We start from the raw sequence: 25,936 nt of genomic DNA on the forward strand, positions 1-25,936 counted from the left end.
GTGCTGGCCGGGTCTGATTCCCCGAGGTCACTATGTTATATCTTGGAATAGATATTGGCGGCACCAAAATGGAGGCCGTACTGCTGGATCCCTCAGGCGAATGCGTCCAGCGCCTGCGTCGGCCAACTCACAAAGAGAGCTATGACGCCTTTATGCGTCAACTGCTGACCCTGATTGCCGATATGCGCGCGGTCAGCCCGCAGCCGTTCACTCTGGGGATCGGCCTTCCCGGGGCTATCGATCCGCAAAGCGGACGCATTAAAAACTGCAACTGCCTGGTGCTCAACGGCCACGATCTGCGCCGGGATATCATGCAGCAGCTTGGCCAACCCGTGTGGATGGCAAACGATGCCGACTGCTTCACCCTTTCCGAGGCGGTCGATGGCGCCGGCGCCGGCGCCACCACCGTCTTCGGGGTGATTATCGGTACCGGCTGCGGCGGCGGGATCGCCGTTCATCAACAGCTGCTCAGCGGCCCCAACGCTATCGCCGGAGAGTGGGGACATAATCCGCTGCCGGGCTATACTCCTGAGCGCGATGGCCCGCCGCAGCCCTGCTACTGCGGCAAAACGAACTGCATCGAAAGCTTTGTTTCCGGCACCGGCTTCGCCCGCCGCTACGGGGAACAAGCGCGTGCGGAAGCCATTGTCGCCGCAGCGCAAAACGGCGATCCGCGCGCGCTGGCCCACTGGCGTCATTTTATCGACGCCTTTGCCCGCAGCCTGGCGTCAGTGATCAACATTCTCGACCCGCAGGTGATTGTGCTGGGCGGCGGTTTGTCCAACGTCAGCCAGATCTATCGCGATCTGCCTGCCGCCATCGTGCCGTGGATCTTCTCCGACAGCTGCCGCACGCAGATCAAACCGGCCCGCTTCGGCGACGCCAGCGGCGTGCGCGGCGCGGCCTGGCTGCCCCGGTTGCCCGGCGCCGCGGACGGGCCTCGGTAGACACTTTTTTCAGCAGGTATGTTAAGCTAGGCGAAAATGTCCAGACAGAAAAAGCCATGCCAACGATTGATGATGTTTCAAGATTAGCGAATGTCTCAAGAGCGACGGTTTCCCGCGTGCTGACCGGCACCCGGGGCGTGCGCGAAGAGAGCCGGGAAGCTGTGCTGCGGGCCGTTGAAGAACTCAACTATCGCCCGAGCTTTGCCGCGCAAAACCTCGCCAGTCAGACATCCAGCCACGTTGGCCTGGTGATTTCCGCGCAGGACGAGAGCCACGGCGCGCGTCTGTTGCCGCTCCTCTCGCAGGCGCTGAAAGGGCTGAATAAAAGCCTGCTGGTCCAGTACGTCAGCGACCCGGTAGAGCAGGCGGCGGCGATCGACGATCTGCAGCGCCAGTGCGTGGCGGTGGTGGTGCTGGGCGCCGTTGCCGCCGACGCACCGCGCAACGTTATCGCCTTTGACCGCTTCGGCGTCGCTGGAAGCAACAGCCAGGGCTATGACTTCGCCTTCGCCACCGAAAGCGCCTGCCGCTATGTGATTGGCAAGGGACACCGCAACATCGCCCTGCTGGTGGACAGCGATAGCGACGATGCCAGCCGCCAGATGCTGGAAGGCTACCGCAACGTCCTGCAGAACTACTCCATTCCTTTTAACCGCCAGCTGGTGCTGACGGCCAACGATGATGTCGAGCAGGCGCTGCTGACCTTAATTAACAGCTTCAGTAAATACTCAGTCATTATCGTTAAACGCGACCGCTACGCGGCTGAAGCAATGCGCCTGCTGCGCGAATTCACCATCGCCGTCCCGCAGGAGGTCTCCCTGCTGAGCCTTGAGGATTCCCCCCTCGCCTCGCTGCTCTATCCGCCGCTGACCTGCATCTCATGGCCACTGGAGGCGCTGCTGGATAACTGTATTCAGCGTATTCGCAGCCTGATAGACGACCGGCCAACGTTCACCGCCGAGGGCCGCTCGCTGGCCGGCCGCCTGATCCCGCGCCAGTCGGTCGCCGATATCTCTTGATCTCCGCCCGGTTCGCGCCGGGCCAACCTTGCCTCCCCTTTCTCGCGCTTTCGTTTCCCGGCTCATTATTATCCCCGCACGCAAATAAGAATTATTTTCATTTATAAATAGCTTGTGCTATATAACATAGCAATTGCTATAAACGCTGAGAAATTAACCACACCATTGCGAGGGATCCTATGCTGCATCTGACACCGCTGAAATCATTGCTGCTGGCCAGCGCGCTGGCCCTGCTGGCCGCGGCGCCGGCCTCGGCGCAGGAGAAATTCAGGGTTATCACCACCTTCACGGTTATCGCCGATATGGCGCAGAACGTGGCCGGCGATGCCGCCGTCGTCAGCTCCATCACCAAACCGGGCGCGGAGATCCACGACTACCAGCCCACCCCCGGCGATATCAAACGCGCGCAGGGGGCGCAGCTGATCCTCAGCAATGGTCTCAATCTCGAACGGTGGTTTGCCCGCTTTTATCAGCACTTGCAGGGCGTCCCGGAGGTGGTGGTCAGCGAGGGGATCCAGCCGATGGGCATCAGCGCGGGCCCCTATAGCGGGAAGCCCAATCCCCATGCCTGGATGTCGGCAGATAACGCCCTGATCTATGTCGATAATATTCGCGACGCGCTGGTGAAATACGATCCGCCTCACGCCGACACCTATCGCCGCAACGCCGAGGCCTACAAAGAGAAGATCCGCCAGACGATGGCGCCACTACAGGCCAGACTGGCGCAGCTGCCGGAGGATAAGCGCTGGCTGGTCACCAGCGAGGGAGCCTTCTCCTATCTGGCCCGCGACTATGGCCTGCGCGAACTGTATCTGTGGCCGATTAACGCCGACCAGCAGGGTACCCCGCAACAGGTGCGCAAGGTTATCGACACCATGAAGAAAGAACAGATCCCGACCATTTTCAGCGAAAGCACCATCTCCGATAAACCGGCGCGTCAGGTGGCGCGCGAAGCCGGCGCCCACTACGGCGGCGTGCTGTATGTCGATTCGCTGAGCGCCGCCGACGGCCCGGTGCCGACCTGGCTCGACCTGCTGCGCGTCACCACCGAAACCATCGTCAACGGTATCCAGGACGGGATGAGGAAACAGCCATGAATACAGCGCAAGCGGGTCTGTATGTCGACCAGCTCACCGTTACCTGGCGCAACGGCCACACCGCCCTGCGCGACGCCTCGTTCAGCGTACCACGCGGCGCCATTGCCGCGCTGGTGGGGGTTAACGGCTCGGGTAAATCCACGCTGTTTAAAGCGCTGATGGGCTTTGTGCGCATCGGTCACGGCGAGATCGCCATACTCGGCCAGCCGGTCAATCGCGCGCTGCGCCAGAATCTGGTCGCCTATGTCCCGCAGTCGGAAGAGGTGGACTGGTCCTTCCCGGTGCTGGTAGAGGATGTGGTGATGATGGGCCGCTACGGCCATATGGGCTGGCTGCGGCGGGCAAAGCCGCGCGATCGCGAAATCGTCGATGCCGCGCTGGCCCGCGTGGGCATGAGCGAGTACCGCCATCGGCAAATTGGCGAGCTCTCCGGTGGGCAGAAAAAGCGCGTCTTCCTCGCCCGCGCCATCGCTCAGCAGGGTCAGGTGATCCTGCTGGATGAGCCTTTTACCGGCGTCGATGTGCAGACCGAAGCGCGGATCATCAGCCTGCTGCGCGAGCTACGCGATGAGGGCTGCACCATGCTGGTCTCCACCCATAACCTCGGGTCCGTAAGTGAGTTTTGCGATTATACGGTGATGGTAAAAGGCACCGTGCTGGCCAGCGGCCCGACAGAAACCACCTTCACCGCCGAGAATCTGGAGCGGGCTTTCAGCGGCGTGCTGCGCCACGTCGCCCTCACCGGCGCGGAAGCGCAGATTATCACCGATGACGAGCGGCCGTTTATCAGCCGGCGCGCGGCGGGAGGACCACGATGAGCTGGCTGCTGGAGCCGTTTGGCTATCACTATATGCTCAATGCGATGTGGGTATCGGCGCTGGTGGGCGGCGTTTGCGCCTTTCTCTCCTGCTACCTGATGCTCAAAGGCTGGTCGCTGATTGGCGACGCCCTTTCCCACTCGATTGTGCCCGGCGTCGCCGGGGCCTATATGCTCGGCCTGCCGTTTGCCCTCGGCGCGTTTCTCTCCGGCGGCCTGGCGGCGGGCAGTATGCTGTTTTTGCAGCAGCGATCGCGGCTGAAAGAGGATGCGATTATCGGCCTGATCTTCTCCTCCTTCTTCGGTATCGGGCTGTTTATGGTGTCGCTGAACCCGACGTCGGTGAATATCCAGACCATTATCCTCGGCAATATTCTGGCCATCGCCCCGGAGGATATTATCCAGCTGGCGGCGATCGGCTTTATCTCGATGGCGATCCTGCTGCTGAAGTGGAAAGATCTGATGGTGACCTTCTTCGATGAAAACCACGCCCGCTCGATTGGTCTGAACACCCGCGGCCTGAAGCTGCTGTTCTTTACCCTGCTGGCGGCCTGCACCGTAGCGGCGCTGCAGACCGTCGGCGCCTTTCTGGTCATCTGCCTGGTGGTCACTCCCGGGGCCACCGCCTGGCTGTTAACCGACCGCTTCCCGCGCCTGCTGGCCATCGCCGTCGCCATCGGCAGCCTGACCAGCTTCTTCGGCGCCTGGCTCAGCTACTATCTCGACGGCGCCACCGGCGGCATTATCGTGGTGGCGCAAACGCTGCTGTTCCTCATCACCTTTATCTTTGCGCCGAAGCATGGCCTGCTGGCCAACCGCCGCCGCGCCAGGGAGGCCGCATGCTGAATCTGTTCCTGGCTCCGTTTCAGTTTCCATTTATGGTCAACGCGATAACGGTATCGATGGTCGTCGCCGTGCCCTGCGCGCTGCTGTCGGTCTTTCTGGTGCTTAAAGGCTGGGCGCTGATGGGCGACGCCATGAGCCACGCGGTCTTTCCCGGCGTGGTGCTGGCCTACATTATCGGCATCCCCTTTGCCATCGGCGCGTTTATCGCCGGGCTGCTGTGCGCCGTAACGACCGGTTTTCTTGACGATAACAGCCGCCTCAAACGCGATACCATTATGGGAATTGTCTTCTCCGGCATGTTTGGCGCCGGGCTGGTGCTGTACGTAGCGATCCAGTCCGACGTCCATCTCGACCATATTCTGTTCGGCGACATGCTGGGGATCTCCCTCAGCGATATTGGACAAACGGCGGCTATCGCGCTGGTGATAGCGCTGATTATCGGGCTGAAATGGCGGGATTTTTTGCTGCACGCCTTCGATCCGACGCAGGCCAAAGCCAGCGGCCTGCGCGGCGGGCTGCTGCACTACGGCCTGCTGTGCATGATCGCCCTGACCATCGTCGCGACGCTGCAGTCGGTAGGGATTATTCTGTCGATTTCGCTGCTGATTGCCCCCGGGGCGATCGCGCTCCTGCTGGTACGGCGCTTTATCCACGCCCTGCTGCTGGCGGTGGCAGTGGCGGTCTGCTGCTCGGCGGGAGGGGTGTGGCTGGCGTTTTATCTCGATAGCGCGCCGGCGCCGACTATCGTGGTGCTGTTCACCGCGCTGTTTGTGGTCGCCTTTGTGGCAAGCACGATCCGGGATAGCCGGAAACAGAAAACTTCAGCAACCATCCCCGGCGGCGGCTAACGCCTTACCGGGGCTACAAAAAACGCGAGTTGTCCGCCGGCTGCGCGCCGCGCAGGCCGGGGAAGGCCGCTATTTTTTCGGTCGGTATTTTTCCGGCAGCGGCGGCACCGGCCGCCTGTCATCCAGCAGATGGCGAAGGGTCAGGATCGGGTGACGCCAGAGCATTCGCGGCCCGGCCCAGCGCATAATCTGCTTCATCTCTTCGCGCTTCGCCGGCTGGTAGCAATGCACCGGACACTGCTTGCAGGCCGGTTTATTGTCGCCAAACACGCACTTATCAAGGCGCTTATCGGCGTAGGCGTTCAGCGCCTGATAGTGTTCGGCGTCGTCGCGGGCCTCCGGACAGCGGCGCTGATAAAGCCCAATCATCCGACCGATCGTCTGCTTTTCACGTTCGATGCGTTTGCCCACCGTCAATTTCCCTCCCCACAAAAAGATGCATCAATAATACACCTTTTAGGCCGGCCACGCAGCCGCTTTCCTAACGATCAGGTCGGGTTAGCGGGTTTATCAACATGCCCCAATGCTTTTTCCGGGAAGCAGACATCGCGCACCCGGCGTTTCAGCTCTGCCGCATCCGGAAAGCCGCCATCCTGCTTGCGCTCCCAGATCTGCTGGCCGTCGATATCGATAGTGAAGATCCCGCCGGTGCCCGGCACCAGCGTCACCGAGGCGATATCGGTGCTGAAGGTGTGTAACAACTCCTGCGCCATCCAGCTGGCGCGCAGCATCCAGTTGCACTGGGAACAATAGGTGATGGTGATAGCCGCTTTTGAATTCATCGTCATCTCGCTCAGGCTGAAAGGGCACAGTGTAAACAATGTGCAGTTTAAATGAGGAATACATCAATATTTTGTTGCAAACGATAATACCTATCATTACCATTCGCAATCAACAAATGGAGTTAGACCCTATCCGCAACGGAAAAGACGGAGCAACCTGCAACTCTGGAAGTAACGCGTGAGCCGATACTAATAACGATCAAGGCGTGGCGACTATGTACAAATCGACTCCGTCAGCAGCAGGGTGTAAAAAACGCCTGCTGGTGACCTCTTTGCTTGCAGCAATTTATCAAACTTCTGCCGTCGCAGCAGGCACTTCCGCCATCGGCGGCGAGGCGGTGGATGACACCTCGGAACAAATGACCGTCACCGCTCCCGCGCCGGCGCAAAAAGCCGGTAACGAGCACAGCATCAGCGCCCGGGAGCTGGAGGATAAAGGCGCTAACGATTTCGGCTCAATCATGCGCTATGAGCCGCTCATCAGCGCCACCGGGGCCAGCGGCGGCTCCGGCAACGGCAAAAGCGGCTTCGACCACGGGGGCTACACCGGCTACAACATTCGCGGTATGGAGAGCAACCGCGTCGGCATCGACGTGGACGGTATCGCCCAGCCCAACGCCACCGGCCGCGGCTACGTCGGTCGCGCCGGGCTCAACACCTTCGGCATCGGCCGCGATTATATCGACCCCTATATGTACGGCAGCGTGGATATCCAGTCCGGCGCCACCTCGACGGAAACGGCCAACAGCGCCATCGGGGGGAATGTCTCCTTCCGCCCGAAATCGGCGGATGATTACCTGCGCCCGGGCAAAACCAGCGCCTTCGGCTATCGCAGCGGCTACGACTCCGCGGCTCGCAGCTGGCACAACGGGGTGACCGTCGCCGGCGGCGATGAGTTCCTGCGCGGCATTTTGGTCTACAGCCGCCGCGATGGTCAGGAAACCGAAAATAACAGCGGCACCGTCGATGCCTACCCGGCGAACTGGCACTCCGATGCCTTTCTGGCCTCCGGGATCTGGCAGCCCAACGACGAGCACAAGCTAACCAGCACCTTCGACTATTACCATAAAACCAACCACACCCACTACGATACCTGGGACTCCAGCGGCAACAGCACCATCGGCACCGCCAACCAGACCAGCCAGACCCGGCGCTGGGGCCTGAGCCTGAAGGATGACTGGACGCCGATGAATGACTACCTCGACAGCGTCTCCAGTAAAATCTATTACCAGCATACCGAAGCCCATGACTGGACGTATATGCCGGACAGCGTCACCCGCAGAATGCAGACGGTGAACTCCAACTACGACACCGACACCTGGGGCCTGCAGACCGCACTGGCGAAAACCCTGGGCCGCCACGATCTGAGCGCCGGCTTTAACGCCAGCACCAGCAAAACCCAGCGGCCGTTCAGCCAGTCGCCAATCCCCAGCGTTTACAGCGAGATCATGCAGCCGGAGGCGGATAGCCGCAGCTACACCCTCGGCGGTTTTGTTCAGGATAAGATCAACTTCGATCTCGATAGCCACAATTTCGCCATTATTCCCGGCGTGCGTGTGGTGCATCAATCGACGAAGCCGGAAAATCTGTCCGACCTCGCCGCCAACAGCAGCGCGCTGACCGAATCGTCAGTGGCCAGGCTGTATGGTAAAAACAGCGATACCCAGGTTCTGCCGTCGTTGACCTTCCAGTACGACCTCACCCCGCGTCTGATGACCTACCTGCAGTACCAGCGCGGGGCGCAGTTCCCCAACGCCAGCCAGCTGTATGGCTCCTGGAACCTTGGCTCCAGCTACGCCGGCAGCCAGCAGTATGCCCTGATCGGCAATACCGATCTGAAGACGGAAACCAGCGATAATCTTGAGTGGGGACTGAAGGGGGAAGTTACCGAAGGCATCACTCTGCGCACGGCGCTGTTCTACAACAGCTATAAGAACTTTATCGCCTATACCCGCTATACCCGGGCGAATAATCCGGGCCAGTTCACCAACGTGCCGTCGAATATCTACACCATTTATCAGGCGGAAAACCGCGATAAAGCCTATATCTACGGCGGTGAAATCAGCACTAAATTTAACTTTGGCACCTGGTATGAGCAGGTGGACGGCCTGAGCGCCACCCTCGCCCTCGGCTATAGCGAAGGGAAATCGAAATCCAGCTACAGCGGCGATAAATACGTCGACCTCGACAGCGTGGCGCCGATGAAAGCCATCGTCGGCGTGGCGTGGGACGATCCGGCGAAACGCTACGGCACCGCCCTGACGGCGACCTTCGTCAAAGGGAAACAGGCGACCGCCACCAATCGCGAAAGCTACAGCAACAGCGGATCCGCCATCACCGATGCCAGCAGCGACTATATGCGCGTGCCGGGCTACGGCATGCTGGACTGGACCGCGTACTGGCAGGTAGCGAAAAACGTGCGCCTCAATGGCGGGGTCTACAACCTCACCGATCGTAAATACTGGGATTACCTGAGCAGCCGCAATATCGAGACCGGCACCAACCAGGACGCCAACGATAAAGCGCTGGCGGTGATGCCGGGCCGCACCTGGCAGCTCGGAGTCAACGTCGACTTCTGATTGCCCGAATAACCACTCACCTGCCCCGGCCCACCGGCCGGGGATATTGATCATCGAGAAGGATATAATTATGCCCAATGCCCACCCCGATTTGTGGCAGCGCTACCAGGCCACCAAAGCGGCCAGCGCCGCGAAATATGCCCGCGATATCGCCGCGGAAATGGGGATCAGCGAAGCCGAACTGACCGCCGCCCGCCTCGGCCATGATGCCGTGCGCCTGAGCGATGACGCCCGGGCGCTGATTGCCGCCCTGGAGCGCGTCGGTGAAACCAAATGCATCTGCCGCAACGAGTATGCCGTGCATGAGCAGGTCGGCCAGTTCACGCACCAGCACCTCAGCGGCCACGCCGGGCTGGTGCTCAACCCGCGCGCGCTCGACCTGCGTCTGTTCCTCAGCCAGTGGGCCAGCGCCTTCCATCTGAACGATAACGGTCGCCAGAGCATTCAGTTTTTCGACCACCACGGTGACGCCCTGCTGAAAGTCTATGCGACCACGCAGACCGACATGGCGGCCTGGGACACCCTGATCGCGGAGTATCGGGTGGCGGCCCCGGCACCGCTGACCCTGCGCCCACTGGAGCCGGTGAAATATGCCGAGAGCGCCGATGGAGCCGCGCTGGAGAACGACTGGCGCGCGATGACCGACGTACACCAGTTCTTCGGTCTGCTGCGTAAATATCAGCTTTCCCGCCAGCAGGCCTTCCGTCTGGTGAGCGACGACCTCGCCTGCCGCGTTGATCGCCATGCGCTGCCAGCGTTACTGGAGACGGTGCGCCAGGAGGGCAATGAAATCATGATCTTCGTCGGCAATCGCGGCTGCGTGCAGATTTTCACCGGTGCCCTGGAAAAGCTGGCGCCGATGCGCGGCTGGCTGAATATCTTCAATCCCACCTTTACCCTCCATCTGCGCGAAGAGAGCATCGATGAAGTGTGGGTGACCCGTAAGCCGACCTCAGACGGACACGTCACCAGCGTCGAGCTGTTCGCCAAAGACGGCACCCAGATTGCCCAGCTCTATGGCCAGCGCAGCGAGGGCCACCCCGAGCAGGGGCAATGGCGCCAGCAGGTGGATCGTCTGACCCGCGAAGGACTGCCCGCATGATGCGCTGGTTACTGCTTCTCATCGCCTTCCCGCTGCTGAGCCACGCCGCTGTGGAGCGGCTCGTCACCCTCGGCGGAGATGTCACTGAGATCGTCTATGCCCTTGGCGCGCAACAGAGCCTGGTCGCCCGGGACAGCACCAGCAGCTGGCCCCCGGCGGCGCAAAAACTGCCGGATGTCGGCTACCTGCGGCAGCTGAACGCTGAGGGGATCCTCGCATTACGTCCGCAGCTGGTGTTAGCGAGCGCCCAGGCGCAGCCCTCGCTGGTCTTACAAAAGGTGCAGGCGAGCGGCGTGAAGGTGGTTAACGTGCCTGGCGGCGAAAACCTGGCCGCGATCGATAAAAAAGTGGCCGTCATTGCCGAAGCATTAGGCAAAACCCCGGCAGGCGACGCGCTGCGCCAGCAGCTTCAGCAGCAGATCGCCGCCATTCCAACGCAGCCGATTGCCAGGCGGGTGCTGTTTATTCTCAGCCACGGCGGAATGAATACCCTGGTGGCCGGGCAACACACCGCGGCCGATGGAGCCATTCGCGCCGCCGGTCTGCAGAACGCGATGCAGGGCTTCGACCACTATCGGGCGATGTCGCAGGAGGGAGTGGCCGCCAGCCAGGCGGATCTGGTGGTGATCTCCGCCGATGGTCTCAAAGGGATGGGCGGCGAAGCCGGGCTGTGGAGCCTGCCCGGCCTGGCGCAGACCCCGGCGGGTCGCCATAAACAGCTGCTGACGATCGACGACATGGCCCTGCTCGGCTTTGGGCCGCGCACCCCGCAGGCAATTATCGCGCTGCGTGAAAAAGCGGAGCAACTGCCCTGATGCGCCCTGCACTCACCCGCCGTTTGCTGATGATGACGCTACTGCTGGTTTCGCTGACGCTGTTCGCCACCACCCTTGGCGCGATGCGTTTGCCGCTGGCCAGCATGCTGCCCGCCGGGGATGAGATGCTGCGCCACATCTGGCTGACCATCCGTCTGCCGCGGGTGCTGCTGGCCCTGCTGGTGGGCGCGGCGCTGGCCCTCTCCGGCTGCGTGATGCAGGGGTTGTTTCGCAACCCGCTTGCCGACCCGGGCCTGCTGGGCATCAGCAGCGGCGCCGCGCTGGCGGTGGCCTGCTGGCTGGTGCTCCCGCTTTCCGCATCGGGGCTGATCGCCCTGTATATGCCGATGCTGGCGGCGTTTATTGGTAGCCTGGCAGTGATGGTGGTGATTTTTATCCTCAGCCGGGCGGAGGAGGGTTCGCTGTCGCGCCTGCTGCTGGTAGGGATCGCCATCAACGCGCTGTGCGGGGCGCTGGTCGGCGTGCTGGCCTGGCTGAGCAACGACGCCCAGCTGCGCCAGCTGTCGCTGTGGGGCATGGGCAGCCTGGGCCAGGCCGAGTGGCCGACCCTGCTGGTGGCTACGACCCTGATCATCCCGGCGGCGCTGGCGGTGTGGTGGATGGCCTCCCGCCTGAATCTGCTGCAGCTCGGCGATGAAGAGGCGCACTATCTCGGGGTCAACGTGCGGGCGCTGCAGCGCTGGCTGCTGCTGTGCAGCGCGGTGCTGGTGGCCGCGGCGGTGGCCATCAGCGGAGTCATCGGCTTTATTGGCCTGGTGGTGCCGCATCTGATGCGCCTGTGGCTGGGACCGGACCATCGCGGGCTGATCCCCGGCTCGCTGCTGGCCGGCGCCATCCTGCTTCTGCTGGCCGATACCCTGGCCCGCACCGTAGCGGCGCCAGCGGAGATGCCGGTCGGTCTGCTCACCAGCCTGCTGGGCGCCCCCTGGTTTCTGTGGCTGGTCTTTCGTCGGGAGAATCTCAAACATGGCTAATGAATACTGCGCGCAGGGGCTGGCGCTTCGCCTCGGCCAGCGGCAGATTATCGACAACGTCTCCGTCGCGCTGCGCGGCGGCGAGATGACGGCGCTTATCGGGCCGAACGGCGCAGGCAAATCCACCCTGCTGCGGCTGCTTACCGGGTACCTGACTCCGGATAGCGGCACTCGCCATCTGGCGGGCACGCCGCTGGAGGAATGGTCACCCGAGGCGCTGGCGCGCTGGCGGGCGGTCATGCTGCAGCGCACGGCCCTGCAGGCTGACTGGACGGTGGAAACGGTCATCGCCATGGGGCGCTCGCCGTGGGGTCCGACCGCGGACCCGGCGGTGCTGGCGGCGGTAATGGCCGTCACCGGCTGCGATGACCTTGCCGGCCGCCGCTATCCCGGCCTCTCCGGTGGCGAGCAGCAGCGGGTACAGCTCGCCCGCTGTCTGGCGCAGCTGTGGCGCGACGGCGCGCCGCAGGGCTGGCTGTTTCTTGATGAACCCACCTCGGCGCTGGACCTTTACTATCAACAGTATCTGCTGCGCTTGCTCAAACGGCTCACCGCCGGCGGGCAACTGCACGTGTGCGTGGTGCTGCATGACCTTAACCTCGCCGCCCTGTGGGCCGACCGCATCCTGCTGCTTCACCAGGGCCATCTGGTCGCCCAGGGCACGCCGCAGGAGGTGATCCAGCAGCCAGTTATCCATCGCTGGTACGGGGCGGATGTCCGCCTCGGCCAGCATCCGGACAACGCGGCCCCCCAGGTCTATCTGGCGCCGTAACCCCCGCGCGGCGCAACCGGAATCCGGATCGCGCCGCGCGCGTTCGTCAGTTTCCCTCGCCTGCCCATCTCCGTTATCATGTCTCATCCATGTGATAACGACGAAAACAACAAAATCGCAGCCATTTCAAATCAGGGATCTGGATAACACCCCATGAGCACAATTGACAATCTCGACGCCCACACGCCGATGATGCAGCAGTATCTGAGTATCAAACCTAAGATAATGAAAAATATACAGTAATTATAGTATATTTTTCTTTGGTCTACGTATGGGATACAATTTTTGGACCTTAACCGGGTGTTCGAAGTCGTTTCAGATAGAAAAGGTTCTTCAATTCGGTTGGCTTCGGTAGGAGCAAAAAGCGATGGTGAGCCTTGAAGGACGAAAGGCTACTTCAAAAACAAAGTAACCTTTCCAATATCCCCATATATGGGGCAAGTAGTATATTAACTGCACATGGTGCAGGAGACGTATGGCATAAAAACTCTTTTATTTATGGCATACTTAATAAATAACTTATTTTTTATTTATGTCAATAGGTTTTGGTTAAATATTTTTATAATAATTAATCGCCAGATCTATATTATAGCTTCGCTTGTGCAAGCGAAGATCTTATTGTTCTTTAATGACTAATGCCAATTATAAGATAAGCAAGGGCTAACCCTACGAAGCTACTGCGTATGCTTCTTCGGGTTGACCTTGCTTTTCCGCCCTTTGGTTGGAAAAGAAAAGCGAGTCCACATGTGTGCCATTGCTTCGACTTGCTTGGCTTCAAACCTTACTGATTTTTGCCAATTTTAAAAATTAATAATCAAGAACAGGAGTGCAAGCTAATCTCTCAGTGCATACAAAAATTTACACAATCCTAACTTAAGGCTGACTGACAAGATCCCGTTGTGTTGCATTCATTTTCCTTTAAATCTGTGGAAATAAAGTATAATTAGGTGCTATTTTATAGTTACTTAGGCTCGTGAGCCCTCTTTTTGCAGAAACTTAAGGAATGGACATGGCTCTGCTGGAAAAAATCAAAAGACATTGCTTATCAAAAAAAGTAATTGATGCACACACTGATCAGCAAGTAGGTTATGATACATTAACTCCAAAAATAATTACCGATGACAGTGTTAAACCCTACTTCGATGCACTGGATTTTGCATTTACAAAACAAGATGTAAAAAACATCGCTATCACAGGCCCTTATGGCGCAGGAAAAAGTACTGTAATATTATCTTATCTGCAAAGTCGACTTAAAAAGGACTTCATTACTGTTTCGCTGGCTGATTTTTCGCTATCAGGTAAAAGCGATAAAAATCTGCTGGATAACTCTGAAATTGAAATGAGTATACTCCAACAGATTTTGTATAAAGAAAATAAAGATAAGTTACCAGACTCACGTATAGATCGAATTCAGAATAGAAATAAGAAACATGTAACATCTCTTTTTTTTACAGTGTTATCAGTTGTAGCTCCACTAATATTATTGACTACCGTCGTATTCCCAAGAAAGATCCTTTCATTATTTTCACTTGAAAATGGAGTACTTAACACAATCATAAATGCTTATCCGGAAAGGTTAATAATCAGCATTATTTTAAGTATAATATCATTATTTTTTATAGTACGAGTTGCATCTAAAGCAGGGATCTTCGATAAAAAGATAAAGTTAAGCAAAATCGCATTTCTCCAAGCAAGTGCCGATATGTCCACTCAAGAACCATCCTCTCTGCTAAATAATTGCTTGGACGAAATAGTTTACTTTTTTTCTCAATCTCAATATAAAATTGTTGTGTTTGAAGATTTGGACCGATTAGGTAATACAGAGGTATTTATAAAACTAAGAGAAATTAATCAGATAGTAAATAATAACCTATATAATTCACCTGTGAGATTTGTTTATGCTTGCCGGGATGATATTTTTCTTGGAGTAGACATAAGAACTAAATTTTTTGATTTCATCTTACCTGTGATACCAGTCATGGATACTCGAAATGCCTACACTCATTTAAATAATAAATTAATTGATTTCCCATCAAATGAGAAAGCCCTTCTTAAACAGATGTCACTTTATATTAGTGATATGCGTTCCCTGCAAAATATAGTTAATGAATTCAATCTATTCAGAAAAGTTGTTGATGATAACAAGAATCATGCAAAGATTTTCTCTTTAATATTTTATAAAAATACCTATGCCCAAGATTATAATTTAACAGATAAAAAAACAGGTGTTCTTTATAACTTTATTAATGATTACCGTCTACGTAAATTACATGAAAGTTATTTCAATTCTTTGGACAGCAAACTTCAAGAACTAAATATCAAAGTAGCATTATTAAAAAAAGAATCTGTAAATTCAGATGCTGACCTCCGTAAACAGATTATTAGTAGATTCATATCACCTCAATTATGGTCGTTGATATCCTTTGCCAAAAAGAACAGGCACTATAGCTTAAATTACGACAAATACTCCCCTGAGAGCTTTTACCAAAATGAAAGTGAGTTTGTAAGTTTTTTTAATAACTCAGCACAATCCTTCATAGGTTATAATAATAATAGAGAGCCATATTTTGTAGAAATAGACACGACTCATATAATGGATGAATATAACCAAAGAGTTAACGTAGTTGCAGAAGATAAAAATAATGAATATCAGATTGCCATCAAAAGCCTTGAGGAAATCAAAGAAAATATTCGTACCCGAAATGCAATTACTTTATCGGAATTAATAAAGTTAATTGGTTGGGAAAAATTCAAAACGATTGCCGAAAACTATATTGAAAAATGTGACGACCGTTCAATCATTGATGCTGAACAAATAGAATCAATCCGTGATGGATTTCGTTTTGGCGGGTTCGAAGTTCTTTATTATTTACTGACCAATGGCTACATTATGCAGGATTACATGATGTTTCGGTCAATATTTCATCAAGGAAGTATCTCTGTTAATGACAATGACTATATAAAAGCAGTCGGTCGATATATGAGTTGTGAAGAAGTAAATCGAAATTTCTCGCTGGATAACCCTGGAGATGTTTTAACTGAACTAATTGAACAACATTATCAATATCGCAATGGTGCCATCCACTATCAAATAGTATCGTATTTATTTGATAATGTTAATAGCAGTAACAATAAGACCTTATCAGAAATGATTGCAATGATTTTCCGTGAATCCTCAACAGATATTATCTCCATATTTAATATATTAGAATCACGATTTTACGACCCCAGTTATTTTAACCGGTTAGTAGCCTTTGCTTTAGGTGAAAATCGCTATTTGGATAAAATGCTTACAGTGCTTGAAGAGCAGGACAATAACGATATCATTACGTCTATTACTACTAAAATGATAGCCTTAGTTTCTCCAAGTATTTCTATCGATCAGAAAAATTACCAACAATATATTGTAAAGCAAGGATTTAATTTAATCGCTTTCGTCGAAGACGATGATCTTCCATCATTCCTTAACAATATCAAACAACTTGGTGTTGTCTATAAAGATATTTCCATGCCAGTAACTCCATCTGAAAATCAAGCATTACTCTTTATTGCTGACAACCAAATGTATAGCTTAGATAGAATCAATTATAGAGTGGTCGTAGCTGGGTTACTACAGCATGAAAATATAACTTGTGAACAGGTAGATGAATTACCGTGGTCAATAATTGAAAGATATCAATTATCCAGTTTAAAATCATATGTAAATGATAACATTGATAAATTTGTTCAAGATATTTTCATATATTCAAAAGAGAACACTGAGGCTATTATTGTGGTACTCACTCATTCAGATTTAAGCAATAGACTTAAAGTCGAGATCTTGAAAAAAATGCAGTTTACGGTAACAAACTTAGACGTATTCCCAGAACGTCTTGATATTGATGGCAATAAAATTTCCTATCATGATCTTTTCTTTAGCTACGAGCATGTTTCTCCTGAATGGGAAGTCTTAATAGATTATATCTGTGAAGACTGCGATCTTAAAGTTCTAACTGAGTATCTTGAGACTCACGCACAGACCTTGAGCCAACAAGAACTAAATTTGACCGACGGTGATAGTTATAACTGCCTTTACATGAAAGTTATTTGTAATGATCAACTTAAAGACATAACTTACGCAGCTGTGTTGGCTCCAATCTATATCAATGTCCATTACTGGGACGACCGATTAAGTATAGCCAACTTCTCTCGTTTGATAAAAAATAACAAAGTAGAGTTAAATGATGAATCTTTTAAACTGGCTGCACAATGTTTCATTTCCAATACTGAAGTAAAATCATTAGAAACAGAAACAATTAATACTTTCGTTCTTTGGTTCTCAAAATTTAAAGAAATATTTTTTGCTAAGACGGATTATTACCTGTGTGAAGATAGTGACAACACCTTACTTGAGAAAATGCTAACTGCAATTAATTCCTCACAGCAATTCACAGTTAAGGAAAAAGCTTCTCTATTATATAGCTATCATGAAAGCTATGATGAATCTTTCCTGAATGAGTTAACAATGCCTCATGAAACCTTAATCGATTTAATTGCTTTGTCTACGGATGATAGCTTTACAATAGACCAGATTGTCAGACTATTAAAATTAGGTTTTAGAGAAAGAACTGAGATTGCACATTTGACTAACGAGCTTACCGAAAGAGAGTTTTCAAAAATATTCAATCAAAAAAGTGCGACATTGAATCCAAGTAAAAACTTAAACTCAGACAGATTCCTTTCTGCCCTACAGCAAGCAGGCTTGATCAAGAGATGGTCCCAGCGTGAAGATGGGAAATATTACGTTGACTGTCGTTATGAAGAGGACGAAAGTTACCTCTAATGAGTTTAGGGGGAAGGAACTTCCCCCTCTCCCCAACCATATAAAAAAAAGATTTCACGCCGAATGTTTCCTTCTTGGCCTCAGTGATAATTAAAAGTTATATATTACATGAAAAATATAAACACCACCCAATAATTGGCATTCAAATATTAAATAGCACTTTTTGATAAAATAAAATTTCATGTTATTAAACAATGCATTATTTCTTTAAAAATAGAATAAAAACTCTTATATGTTTTCATCATGACAAAATAAATTTGAATTTTATTTATTTCTTAATATATATTCTCTTTAACAAAAACAATAAAGGAGAATAAAAATGAAAAAACAAAACTACTCAACCTTCACAAGTTATCTTTCTAAAACGCACAAAAATGTAGATCTTTATAGATTGTACAACCCACATTTTTCAAGCTTCTGCAAAAGCTACACTTATGACCATGATTTCTATCTTACCTATTTCTCTCGTCATATGATTACAGAGAGAAACATTCTAACTATATTCTCAATTTACGCACACTTCTCTTATGGCATGACCAAGAAAGAAACGATCAAAGATTTCATACTGTTTCTTAAAAATATTAACTCAGTTGTTTTCTGGAAATCATTCTCCTTCCGTGGTTGCAATGTTATTTATTTGGATAAAAAGCGAGAACAAAAAGAAATATCATGGTTTACCTTTTCACGAATCTATGACGAAGTATTAGGAATAAAAGAACATCAATTTAATAACAATATTTATAGAAAAATAGCATAATGGGGAATAAGCAACAATGAAAAAAACTAAATCAATAAGAAAAACAATAAAGATCATTACAACTAAATCCAGGTTACCTAAACGGTTCAAAAGGATACAGTATAGATAATAGAGGTATATTAGAAATATGAATTCAATGTGAAATATCAATAACAGACTCAAGACTATATATCTAAATCTAAACCGGGTAAGTCTTAAACTATTTTAAGACACTCCTTTATCCGGTGTTTATTTTTTCACGATTATACACTTGACGTTTTATTATTATCTTTTATATATGGTTCATGACACGATTAAAATTTAGGTATTTATATGCATTATAATCCTCAAAAACAACAGCCTGATTTAACAAAAACATCGAGAAGGGGGAAATTTCATACTGAACGGTTACCAGAGAATGAAATCAGATCATACTGTGTAAGTGTCAGATTAAATGAAAATGAATTATCTATTCTGGAAGAAAAAAGAGGTTCCTATAAAAAAGGAGAATGGCTCAGGATGGCTTCGCTGAATAAACTTCCTTTGGTATTACCAGAGATTAATAAAAGTGCATGGGTAGAGCTTGGTCGCCTTTCACAAGATTTAAATCGCCTGCTGACATACCTCGATGGTAAAAGTCCAGACAGCGATCCAACCCTGACAGAAATGCATGTAATCAAACGGCAGGTGCAGACACTTCGCACTCTTCTACTTCCCTCAACTTTTTGGAGTAATACAAATGAAAGGTATGCAGAAAATCAAGAGAGGTAAGCAATTTACAGGAGTAGTTGTCTATGCACTTGAACCCGCTTCACACCATAAAACTGATCCCAGGGTTATTGGTGGCAATATGGCTGGCAACCATATCGTTGACCTTATTCGCGAGTTTGGACAAACAAAACTTTTACGACCTGATATCAAAAAACCGGTATGGCACAACTCTCTTCGCTTACCGGATGGAGAAAAATTGTCAGAAGCACAATGGGCAACCGTAGCCGACGACTATATGTCCCGTATGGGTTTTAATGATACACATCTTCGTTGCTATGTTCTTCATAATGATGAGGCGGGACAGCATATTTACATTATTGCCAGTCGTATCGATATTACTGACGGAAAGTTGTATCTGGGAAAAAATGAGAACCTTGCCAGCACTCGAATTATCAGTGAGCTTGAAAGAATACATGGTCTCACAGAAACAGCGACTACTTCAAACCGACGATCTCAGAGCATAAAGAAGCTTTCGCGCAACGAAAAGATGCTCTCTGAACGAACGGCAACTCCCTGCCCAAAAGCCGCTTTGCAAACTTGCATCGATAATGTGTTAGCCAATCACCCAGATTTGTTATCGTTCATTCAGCAACTGGAACAAGTGGGTGTAACCTGCCAGCCCAACATTGCTTCGACGGGCAAAATGAATGGTTTTTCATTTGAATTTCAGGGAATTGCCTTCAAGGCTTCGCAGCTTGGGAAAAGGTATGCCTGGTCAAATATTCAGACACTTATTGATTACTCGCCTGGACATGTAAAACTACTTAATACAAGATCTAAATTTGCTCCAGCTCCTTGTAAACAGCCAGAAGCACAACATCCCAGCAGAGAAACTATTCTCGATAAACTACTACAACTCGACGAGCAAGTCAGAAATGAAAGGGAGAATGAACTTTCCCAAACCATCCAGTTGAACCAAAAACTACGCTTTACGGCCCATCAGATATCCAGACAACACCAATCCCACTTCCAGATGTGGCTTCCATTTCTTAGCAAGCTCATACAACTGCTCAGACAGTTGGATAGTTCTCTGTTGTATGCGACCGCTCGTCCCTTTAGACAAATTTATCATCTTCACTTACTTGCACAAAACCTTGAGTCTTTTGACAAACAGCTTTCAGAACAATCAGTTAGGAAATTTCACAGCTACAAGCCACACCACCTTTAGTTCACAAATGTAATTTAGTCAATAAATTATTGATCGTTTATACAGATCATTATTTTGATTATGATAGTTAAAATCTATCACATGATAATCATCGATCGGTACAAGCAATTTTACTAAAGAGAATTATTCATCGAGAATGGTCAAAAAGACATCAACTTAATTTAGGCCACGGAGTCACAATGAGTAACCAGACAGTTCGATGCCCCTTCTGCTTTAAGGAAAGTCCCCACGGTGTAAAAATATGCATTGGATGCCATGCAAAAGTGGTCTATGGCGAAAGCCCGGTCATAGTGGCATTTCTATTTCAATTCGTGGCGTTCGGTCTCGCATGGTTAGCATTTTCATTGACCGGAAACACTCCAGTCTCAGTCATTACGTTTTTCGTAAGCTGTATTGTTCTTATATGTATACTTAAAAAAATCTATGCAGACAGGGTTCTGTTTATTCAATAAAATAAATCCCATAATAAGTAAAATTTCAGCAAATTCTTCATTCAGGCAGGAGCTTGGATAACCAACTCCTGCTTTTCTTACCCGCTAATTAATTTGAACTGAAAGTTCCGAATAACTCTTATTCCCGTATTCTCACAGTCTTTTTCTGCCACCCATAGGTGGTGGTATAAAATCCAACGAATGAGAAATACTTTTCCTTTCATATTGCGCCAGTAAATCTGCATAGAGTTGTTCAACCTCCATGAGGTTAGCGGAAATGTAATCCACAAGCCCGTTCAAGCAATGAAGCATTGTATGACTATTGTTGAGCTTTGTTAGCACATTAGCCTTGAGTGAAGAAACTACACCTGTGAACATCTGCATAATATTATCCACATGAAAACACGAGTTGCAGTATTGCTTACTTGAGTAATAATATTTAAGATGATATCCGACGAAAAGCACATACAGCTTTCGGTAAAAAACAGCATTTATAGTATGATCACGATGCTGAGTGATATATTTATCAATCAACTTGATAAATTTTTCTTCCTGAGAAAGAGTAATATTATTGCACATAGCTTGATCCTTTTTTAGTTTTATAATCAAGTACTATCATGCCAACATAAAAAGTCAACATCTAAAACAAAATATTTTTATGTCATTACTAATGAGAAATGATTTTTATCTCGCTTATGGAAAACAAAAGAATAATATATTTAAGTTAAAAACGATGCTCCTTTAATCGAATTTAAAACCAATTAATAAAAAACCTTCGACGGATATTTATGACAAAGTGCTTCGCACTGGCTTACGCCCCGTATACTGATACGAAGATATTGGTTTATACTTCTCTACGGACTTTCTTGCAGCACCGCTGAGTGCACAAAGCACTCACTCGCTGAAGTAGAAATAATTTTCCAGAGGTTTTCGGCGAAAGCCGGTTTTTATAATCATGTAATACAATGATTTTCAGTTATTCTGATATCTAAGCTCTTCTGCGACAACCTTGCTCATTCATTTAACTCCAGATATCTGTATATAGCGTGATTATTTACATTTAGTCCAAAAAAAAATAATGATGACCGAAGTCCAATGGCGCAACACTGAAGTTGCGCAGACTTCATTACATTTATACACATAAGCATAATGGATATATTCGATATTGAATCAAGCAAGACAATATGGCAGATCCAATTAGTATTGTAATGCTATGGTTTCTTATTTCTTTATTTATCTTTTATCTTGCGAAAGACAAACAAAATAAAACTAAGTAAATCATAATATTACATCAGATGAGCGGTAATGACTTCCATGAAGTAAATTTATTTATTTTATAACCTGAAACATTAAATCTACCACCCATAGTATTTATTTTAATACTCCATATATCAATATTGATAAAATAATTTGTGTTTTTGTGAATAAAAATTTGACAATTAAATAAAATATGCAATATATATTATCAGATAAACAACAAAAGGAGATAATATGATAAATACAAATGTTATTCTAACCAGAGAACAAAAATCCGCGATTGCAGAAGCATTAGACGTATCATTAGACGATTTAGAAGAACTTAGAATTAAAGCCAGTAATAAAAGGAAAACCTCCTTTAAGGATGATTTTTCCATGATCTTTAAAACAAATATCGGCACTCTGGCAAAAATGAAGCTAACACCAACTTCTTTTCGGATAATTATTTATCTTTTTTCAATCATTGATTATGGTAATATTCTTGTTAATTTCTCTCAATCAAGGGTAGCAAAAGATTTAGGACTACAAAAATCTAATGTTTCAAGAGCATTCAAAGAATTATTCGAAAAGAAAATATTGATTCGAAATGCAGAAGACGATCATGTTTATTTGAACTCTAATTTATGTGTAAAAGGGATTCCTCATAAATTTAATGAGGAGCAAATGGGTAAATTCAAGAGATCCAAAGCAGAAACAGAGGACTTTGATAACTCATTTAGTTTTTATAGTGTTAGAAAAAAACAATCGTGAATAAATCTCACAGTACTAAAATATATATATCTAGAATGATAAAAACAATACTAAAAAGGTTGCCATTTTTAATTAGTTACAAAAAATGGCAACAATTATAATATATTATATTTGATATCTTTAAAAATCACTTATCCGTGAAAAGGTTATTAAGTCCTTTTAGATCTAAGCCACGCATGTTGGACTCTTCAATAAAATCACCAAATGCCAACATTAGCTCACCTAACTTATCCACTGGTAATTTTGGTCCATTTTTCAAAATAAATGGCATTATTTTGTTCATATGATCAACCGCCGCCTTTAAAACTTTATCATCTGACCAATCTTTCATATATCGGTTTTTACGATACCATAGTTTTCTTTCATCAGTGCGAGTTAAACTATTTGATTTAGGCTCTTCTTTCTCTTCTAAATTAATGAATAAATCTCTGGCATTGTCAATTTTCATAGTATTACGACCATTAAATTGAGACCACCCATTAGCAATATAATTCAAATATTCATTAATTTCTGCAGGGTTCTTAGCCGCATTAGAACCTTCTAAAATAATCACAACTGGATTACCGTTTATCTCATGTGTTTCAGATATAAATATTATATAGTCAATAGAGTTAAATCTATACTCTCCATCTTTTTTTTCTTTCATTCTTTGTTGTAATCGGTAAACAACTAAATCTGGTGATAATATTTTTATTTTCTCATTTAAAATGACAAGCACACCAACTGAATTATCTAAATTAAAAATATTTTTAGATGATTCTATTTGTTTACATGCCTGACTCAAATATGACTCAAGTAATTTTGTAATTCGAACAAATACTCTGTTTTTGATATCTTCACTATTAGGAAGATCTTTTATGACTAAATTGAAATCCCTTTCACCATAGAAAACAGGATAGTTTTCGTCATTGACATATTGCTCTAACTCAAGTTCGATTTTTTGAGATTGCTCTTGTGTTATACATTTTTGTTCAAAAATGATCTTCCTTCCCATTCCCAAATAATCAGCCTTTTTCTCTTTTCTGAGTTCCTCACTCAATTCTATTGAATCTATGCTTTCTATTGAAGGTAATGAAAGCATGAATTTTTCAAATCGTGAGTCAATACTCATAGTTAACTCCGGAATGATAAAAGATTAAAAGATATATGTGCTACGATATTGAATTTTCAAATTATTTACTCTTTGTAATCCATAATTAACTGAATATTATTACACTGAGCATAACCAATAATAAACTTATTCAAAATAACAAAAAAATAGAAATTAAATTATGATTGCAAAAATTCTTCATACAATACATGCCTCTCCTGCTCAGCCACACAAGCATCTACCAATCCTGTCATAACCCCAACAAACAGATCATTCCATCTCTGCCGTTCTCTCGCAGTATGCCAGTCCTCAGACAAAACTTTTTCCACAGAGATCCAGATAACTTCTGCACGGCTTGTATTTAATAGTTCCTTGAATATTTCGTCAGAAACAGTAAGAACATGTGAATAAATTTTATTATCAATAGTCCAGAAAGGTTCCGGTTCGATAAAGTCAACCAACGAAGTAAAAGCCAGTCCACGGACCTGTGCAGCCTCCATTGTGCTGCTGACCTTATGACGATCACGCCATGTTCTTAAATCACCTAAAAGATAATTTACTCGTTGATTCCTTGCTTTGCTGTCTTCTGCCTGATATTGGATATAAGCAGGGCCATTACCAGTCTGGCGATAACGAGCCAATGTTTTGACACTTACACCAAGATAAAGAGCCGAAACCTCAGCACTCAGGGTTGCATCATCTGGCATACTACCAAATAGCCGCCATACTTCGGCATGCTCCCTTAAAGTATCGATTGCACTCATTCCCTGTTCCCCTAATTTGTTGGCAATGGTTGATATTTCGCCGAAGCCAGAAGTGTATTATACAACTCTGGTGCAGTCATAAGCATATGGAGCTCAATACTTTGAAGTGCCTCATAAATTCGATCATTATCAGGCATTGCATACCGTTCAGTAGGATCAGTGGTATTGCGATGGTTGAGCAACCTTTTCACCACAGAATATGAAGTGAGCCCTTCTGCAACACGACCAAAGGTTCTTCGCAGGTCGTGCATCCCCAGCTTCGATATTCCTGCTTCCTGGCAGATATACTCGCGTAGGCTTTTGCTGTCTGAATAGTGCCCAACTTTGCTTCGCGACGACCGGGCAGGAAAAACCCATTTGCGTTTATCTGCTCGCTTTTCAGTCTCGTTGACTAAATCTCTTCGGTCTTCAAGAATTCGCTTCGTAGCATCACAAATTGGAAGTTCATGGTCGTTGCGGTTTTTAGTGTCGTAAAATCGAATTATCCTATTTTCAAGATCAACATAGCTGGTCGTTCTGGCTTCTTCTTCTGTCAGAGCTTCTCGCCAGCACAATGAAGCTGTTTCTTCTTTCCTGGCTCCTGTCAGAACAGTCAGCAAAAGATAATCGCATCCCAGGCGGTTGAAGCTTCTCTTGTTGTGCAATGCCGTTAAAAATCGCCCCAAGGTGTCTTTTGGCGACAGTGGGTTTCGTACACCTTTTGCGCGATAGCTTTCTTCAAGCTGTGAACGGGTTCTGAATTTTTTCTGTATCGTCAGAATTGAGAAAGGGTTGTAGCTTAGTGTCGGTTGTCGTTGTTGTGTCTGAGCATTTCCCGCTTCGATCTCAATCGCATGTCTTACCGCCACATTCACCCAGCGAAAAGTCTGCTCTGCCGCAGTTCTGGCTCTTGAAGCGATCTCATCAAACTTGCGCAATATCTCGTTGCCTGTCAGATCTTTTACTCTAAGATTTTCCCACTCTTTCAGGCGGTTTTCGGCTTTGTTCAGCACATTTAATGTGTTGGGCTTTGCCGGTTTCGATCTGCCCATAAGATGACTTCTGTATTGCGCAAAAACTTCACTGATCGTTAGCTCAGAAGCCTCTGCTTCTCGCTTTACTGCATTCGGATTTCGTCTGGTCAACTTCATAGTTTCAACGAATTTGCGAGCAGAATCGCGTGCCTGATCAATGTTGGCAAAATCTGAAACATTACCAATCGTAGATCTGATAACCTGTTTCGGTGCCTTGCCACCCGTCGAGGGTCGCTTGTCTGCTGATGCCACCCGTCGTTGAATGATATAGGTTTTTTTGGTGGCACTGATTTTGACACCGAAACCTACGGGTGAATCCCTGTGGTTGTCAGTGATAATATACGGCTTTCGTTCAGGATTGGGTAAGTATACTACTCGCCCTTGCTGGTCGAGATCTGGTTTCACGTCGATAGATAACTTATTGATTATAATCGACTGAGTAAGTGTCATTTTCATAAATGTATATCAGCAAGTCAGAGTGTATACCCGATACTAACCGGTATACTTCTGGTATA

At 48.4% G+C, this 25,936-nt stretch carries 23 protein-coding genes; 17 read left to right on the plus strand and 6 right to left on the minus strand.

Features of this window, described 5'->3' with window-relative positions:
* Positions 1-32 precede the first annotated feature (32 nt).
* The 6 genes from ABLV64_RS11255 to ABLV64_RS11280 all read left to right on the plus strand — a co-directional run bounded on the left by ABLV64_RS11255 (position 33) and on the right by ABLV64_RS11280 (position 5,574).
* On the plus strand, positions 33-947 hold the full coding sequence (locus ABLV64_RS11255; RefSeq protein ID WP_348843262.1) for an ROK family protein: 915 nt from the start codon (positions 33-35) through the stop codon (positions 945-947).
* A 56-nt stretch (positions 948-1,003) separates the two neighbouring features.
* Entirely contained in the window at positions 1,004-1,966 is a 963-nt protein-coding gene (locus tag ABLV64_RS11260) for a LacI family DNA-binding transcriptional regulator (RefSeq protein ID WP_004205633.1), read from the plus strand.
* Positions 1,967-2,145: 179 nt separating this feature from the next.
* Positions 2,146-3,063: a metal ABC transporter substrate-binding protein gene (locus ABLV64_RS11265; protein WP_048335112.1), complete on the plus strand. Its 918-nt coding sequence runs from the start codon at positions 2,146-2,148 to the stop codon at positions 3,061-3,063.
* The gene (locus ABLV64_RS11270; protein ID WP_023318999.1) at positions 3,060-3,881 is read left to right on the plus strand and encodes a manganese/iron ABC transporter ATP-binding protein; all 822 of its coding nucleotides are present in this window, start codon (positions 3,060-3,062) and stop codon (positions 3,879-3,881) included. The genes ABLV64_RS11265 and ABLV64_RS11270 overlap by 4 nt, the downstream gene beginning before the upstream one ends.
* Entirely contained in the window at positions 3,878-4,726 is an 849-nt protein-coding gene (gene sitC, locus ABLV64_RS11275) for an iron/manganese ABC transporter permease subunit SitC (RefSeq protein WP_023319000.1), read from the plus strand. The genes ABLV64_RS11270 and sitC overlap by 4 nt, the downstream gene beginning before the upstream one ends.
* The gene (locus tag ABLV64_RS11280) at positions 4,720-5,574 is read left to right on the plus strand and encodes a metal ABC transporter permease (protein ID WP_023319001.1); all 855 of its coding nucleotides are present in this window, start codon (positions 4,720-4,722) and stop codon (positions 5,572-5,574) included. The genes sitC and ABLV64_RS11280 overlap by 7 nt, the downstream gene beginning before the upstream one ends.
* A gap of 69 nt (positions 5,575-5,643) precedes the next feature.
* Here the strand turns inward: ABLV64_RS11280 and ABLV64_RS11285 are convergent, their stop codons facing one another.
* Positions 5,644-5,985 (minus strand): nitrous oxide-stimulated promoter family protein, encoded by a 342-nt coding sequence (locus tag ABLV64_RS11285; RefSeq protein ID WP_017899162.1) that lies wholly within the window; start codon positions 5,983-5,985, stop codon positions 5,644-5,646.
* A 77-nt stretch (positions 5,986-6,062) separates the two neighbouring features.
* A complete protein-coding gene (locus ABLV64_RS11290; protein WP_004205627.1) occupies positions 6,063-6,356 on the minus strand; it encodes a SelT/SelW/SelH family protein in 294 nt (97 codons plus the stop codon).
* A gap of 215 nt (positions 6,357-6,571) precedes the next feature.
* Between ABLV64_RS11290 and ABLV64_RS11295 the strand changes: the two genes are divergently transcribed.
* The 10 genes from ABLV64_RS11295 (at position 6,572) to ABLV64_RS11340 (ending at position 20,568) form a co-directional block, all read left to right on the plus strand.
* Positions 6,572-8,935 (plus strand): TonB-dependent receptor, encoded by a 2,364-nt coding sequence (locus tag ABLV64_RS11295; protein ID WP_348843263.1) that lies wholly within the window; start codon positions 6,572-6,574, stop codon positions 8,933-8,935.
* Positions 8,936-9,005: 70 nt separating this feature from the next.
* Complete coding sequence (locus ABLV64_RS11300) at positions 9,006-10,037, plus strand: ChuX/HutX family heme-like substrate-binding protein (RefSeq protein WP_080841374.1); 1,032 nt, start codon at positions 9,006-9,008, stop codon at positions 10,035-10,037.
* On the plus strand, positions 10,034-10,852 hold the full coding sequence (locus ABLV64_RS11305; RefSeq protein WP_023319005.1) for an ABC transporter substrate-binding protein: 819 nt from the start codon (positions 10,034-10,036) through the stop codon (positions 10,850-10,852). The genes ABLV64_RS11300 and ABLV64_RS11305 overlap by 4 nt, the downstream gene beginning before the upstream one ends.
* On the plus strand, positions 10,852-11,847 hold the full coding sequence (locus ABLV64_RS11310) for an iron ABC transporter permease (protein ID WP_348843264.1): 996 nt from the start codon (positions 10,852-10,854) through the stop codon (positions 11,845-11,847). Before ABLV64_RS11305 ends, ABLV64_RS11310 begins: the two co-directional genes overlap by 1 nt.
* Positions 11,840-12,619 (plus strand): heme ABC transporter ATP-binding protein, encoded by a 780-nt coding sequence (locus tag ABLV64_RS11315; RefSeq protein ID WP_032456519.1) that lies wholly within the window; start codon positions 11,840-11,842, stop codon positions 12,617-12,619. Before ABLV64_RS11310 ends, ABLV64_RS11315 begins: the two co-directional genes overlap by 8 nt.
* 1,009 nt (positions 12,620-13,628) lie before the next feature.
* Entirely contained in the window at positions 13,629-17,441 is a 3,813-nt protein-coding gene (locus ABLV64_RS11320; RefSeq protein ID WP_032434699.1) for a DNA-binding protein, read from the plus strand.
* A 319-nt stretch (positions 17,442-17,760) separates the two neighbouring features.
* Positions 17,761-18,198 (plus strand): hypothetical protein, encoded by a 438-nt coding sequence (locus ABLV64_RS11325; RefSeq protein ID WP_000744626.1) that lies wholly within the window; start codon positions 17,761-17,763, stop codon positions 18,196-18,198.
* Positions 18,199-18,510: 312 nt separating this feature from the next.
* Entirely contained in the window at positions 18,511-18,948 is a 438-nt protein-coding gene (locus tag ABLV64_RS11330; RefSeq protein ID WP_001525466.1) for a hypothetical protein, read from the plus strand.
* Positions 18,917-20,116 (plus strand): relaxase/mobilization nuclease domain-containing protein, encoded by a 1,200-nt coding sequence (locus ABLV64_RS11335; protein WP_217324718.1) that lies wholly within the window; start codon positions 18,917-18,919, stop codon positions 20,114-20,116. Before ABLV64_RS11330 ends, ABLV64_RS11335 begins: the two co-directional genes overlap by 32 nt.
* Positions 20,117-20,295: 179 nt before the next feature.
* On the plus strand, positions 20,296-20,568 hold the full coding sequence (locus ABLV64_RS11340) for a hypothetical protein (RefSeq protein WP_071994636.1): 273 nt from the start codon (positions 20,296-20,298) through the stop codon (positions 20,566-20,568).
* A gap of 132 nt (positions 20,569-20,700) precedes the next feature.
* On the opposite strand, the gene ABLV64_RS11345 is transcribed toward ABLV64_RS11340, so the two are convergent.
* Positions 20,701-21,126 (minus strand): hypothetical protein, encoded by a 426-nt coding sequence (locus tag ABLV64_RS11345; protein WP_032434695.1) that lies wholly within the window; start codon positions 21,124-21,126, stop codon positions 20,701-20,703.
* Between the two features lie 912 nt (positions 21,127-22,038).
* Between ABLV64_RS11345 and ABLV64_RS11350 the strand changes: the two genes are divergently transcribed.
* Complete coding sequence (locus tag ABLV64_RS11350) at positions 22,039-22,554, plus strand: helix-turn-helix domain-containing protein (RefSeq protein ID WP_000611155.1); 516 nt, start codon at positions 22,039-22,041, stop codon at positions 22,552-22,554.
* 127 nt (positions 22,555-22,681) lie between these two features.
* Here ABLV64_RS11350 and ABLV64_RS11355 read toward each other — a convergent pair whose 3' ends face one another.
* The 3 genes from ABLV64_RS11355 to ABLV64_RS11365 all read right to left on the minus strand — a co-directional run bounded on the left by ABLV64_RS11355 (position 22,682) and on the right by ABLV64_RS11365 (position 25,877).
* Entirely contained in the window at positions 22,682-23,665 is a 984-nt protein-coding gene (locus tag ABLV64_RS11355; RefSeq protein ID WP_004174655.1) for a hypothetical protein, read from the minus strand.
* Between the two features lie 158 nt (positions 23,666-23,823).
* Positions 23,824-24,408, minus strand: coding sequence for a hypothetical protein (locus tag ABLV64_RS11360; RefSeq protein ID WP_004174654.1), 585 nt, complete (start codon positions 24,406-24,408; stop codon positions 23,824-23,826).
* An 11-nt stretch (positions 24,409-24,419) separates the two neighbouring features.
* Positions 24,420-25,877, minus strand: a complete 1,458-nt coding sequence (locus ABLV64_RS11365) for a tyrosine-type recombinase/integrase (protein ID WP_004174653.1) — start codon at positions 25,875-25,877, stop codon at positions 24,420-24,422.
* Positions 25,878-25,936 lie beyond the last annotated feature (59 nt).

The sequence above is a fragment of the Klebsiella sp. JB_Kp031 genome (genome assembly GCF_040064295.1).
GTDB lineage: Bacteria > Pseudomonadota > Gammaproteobacteria > Enterobacterales > Enterobacteriaceae > Klebsiella > Klebsiella quasipneumoniae.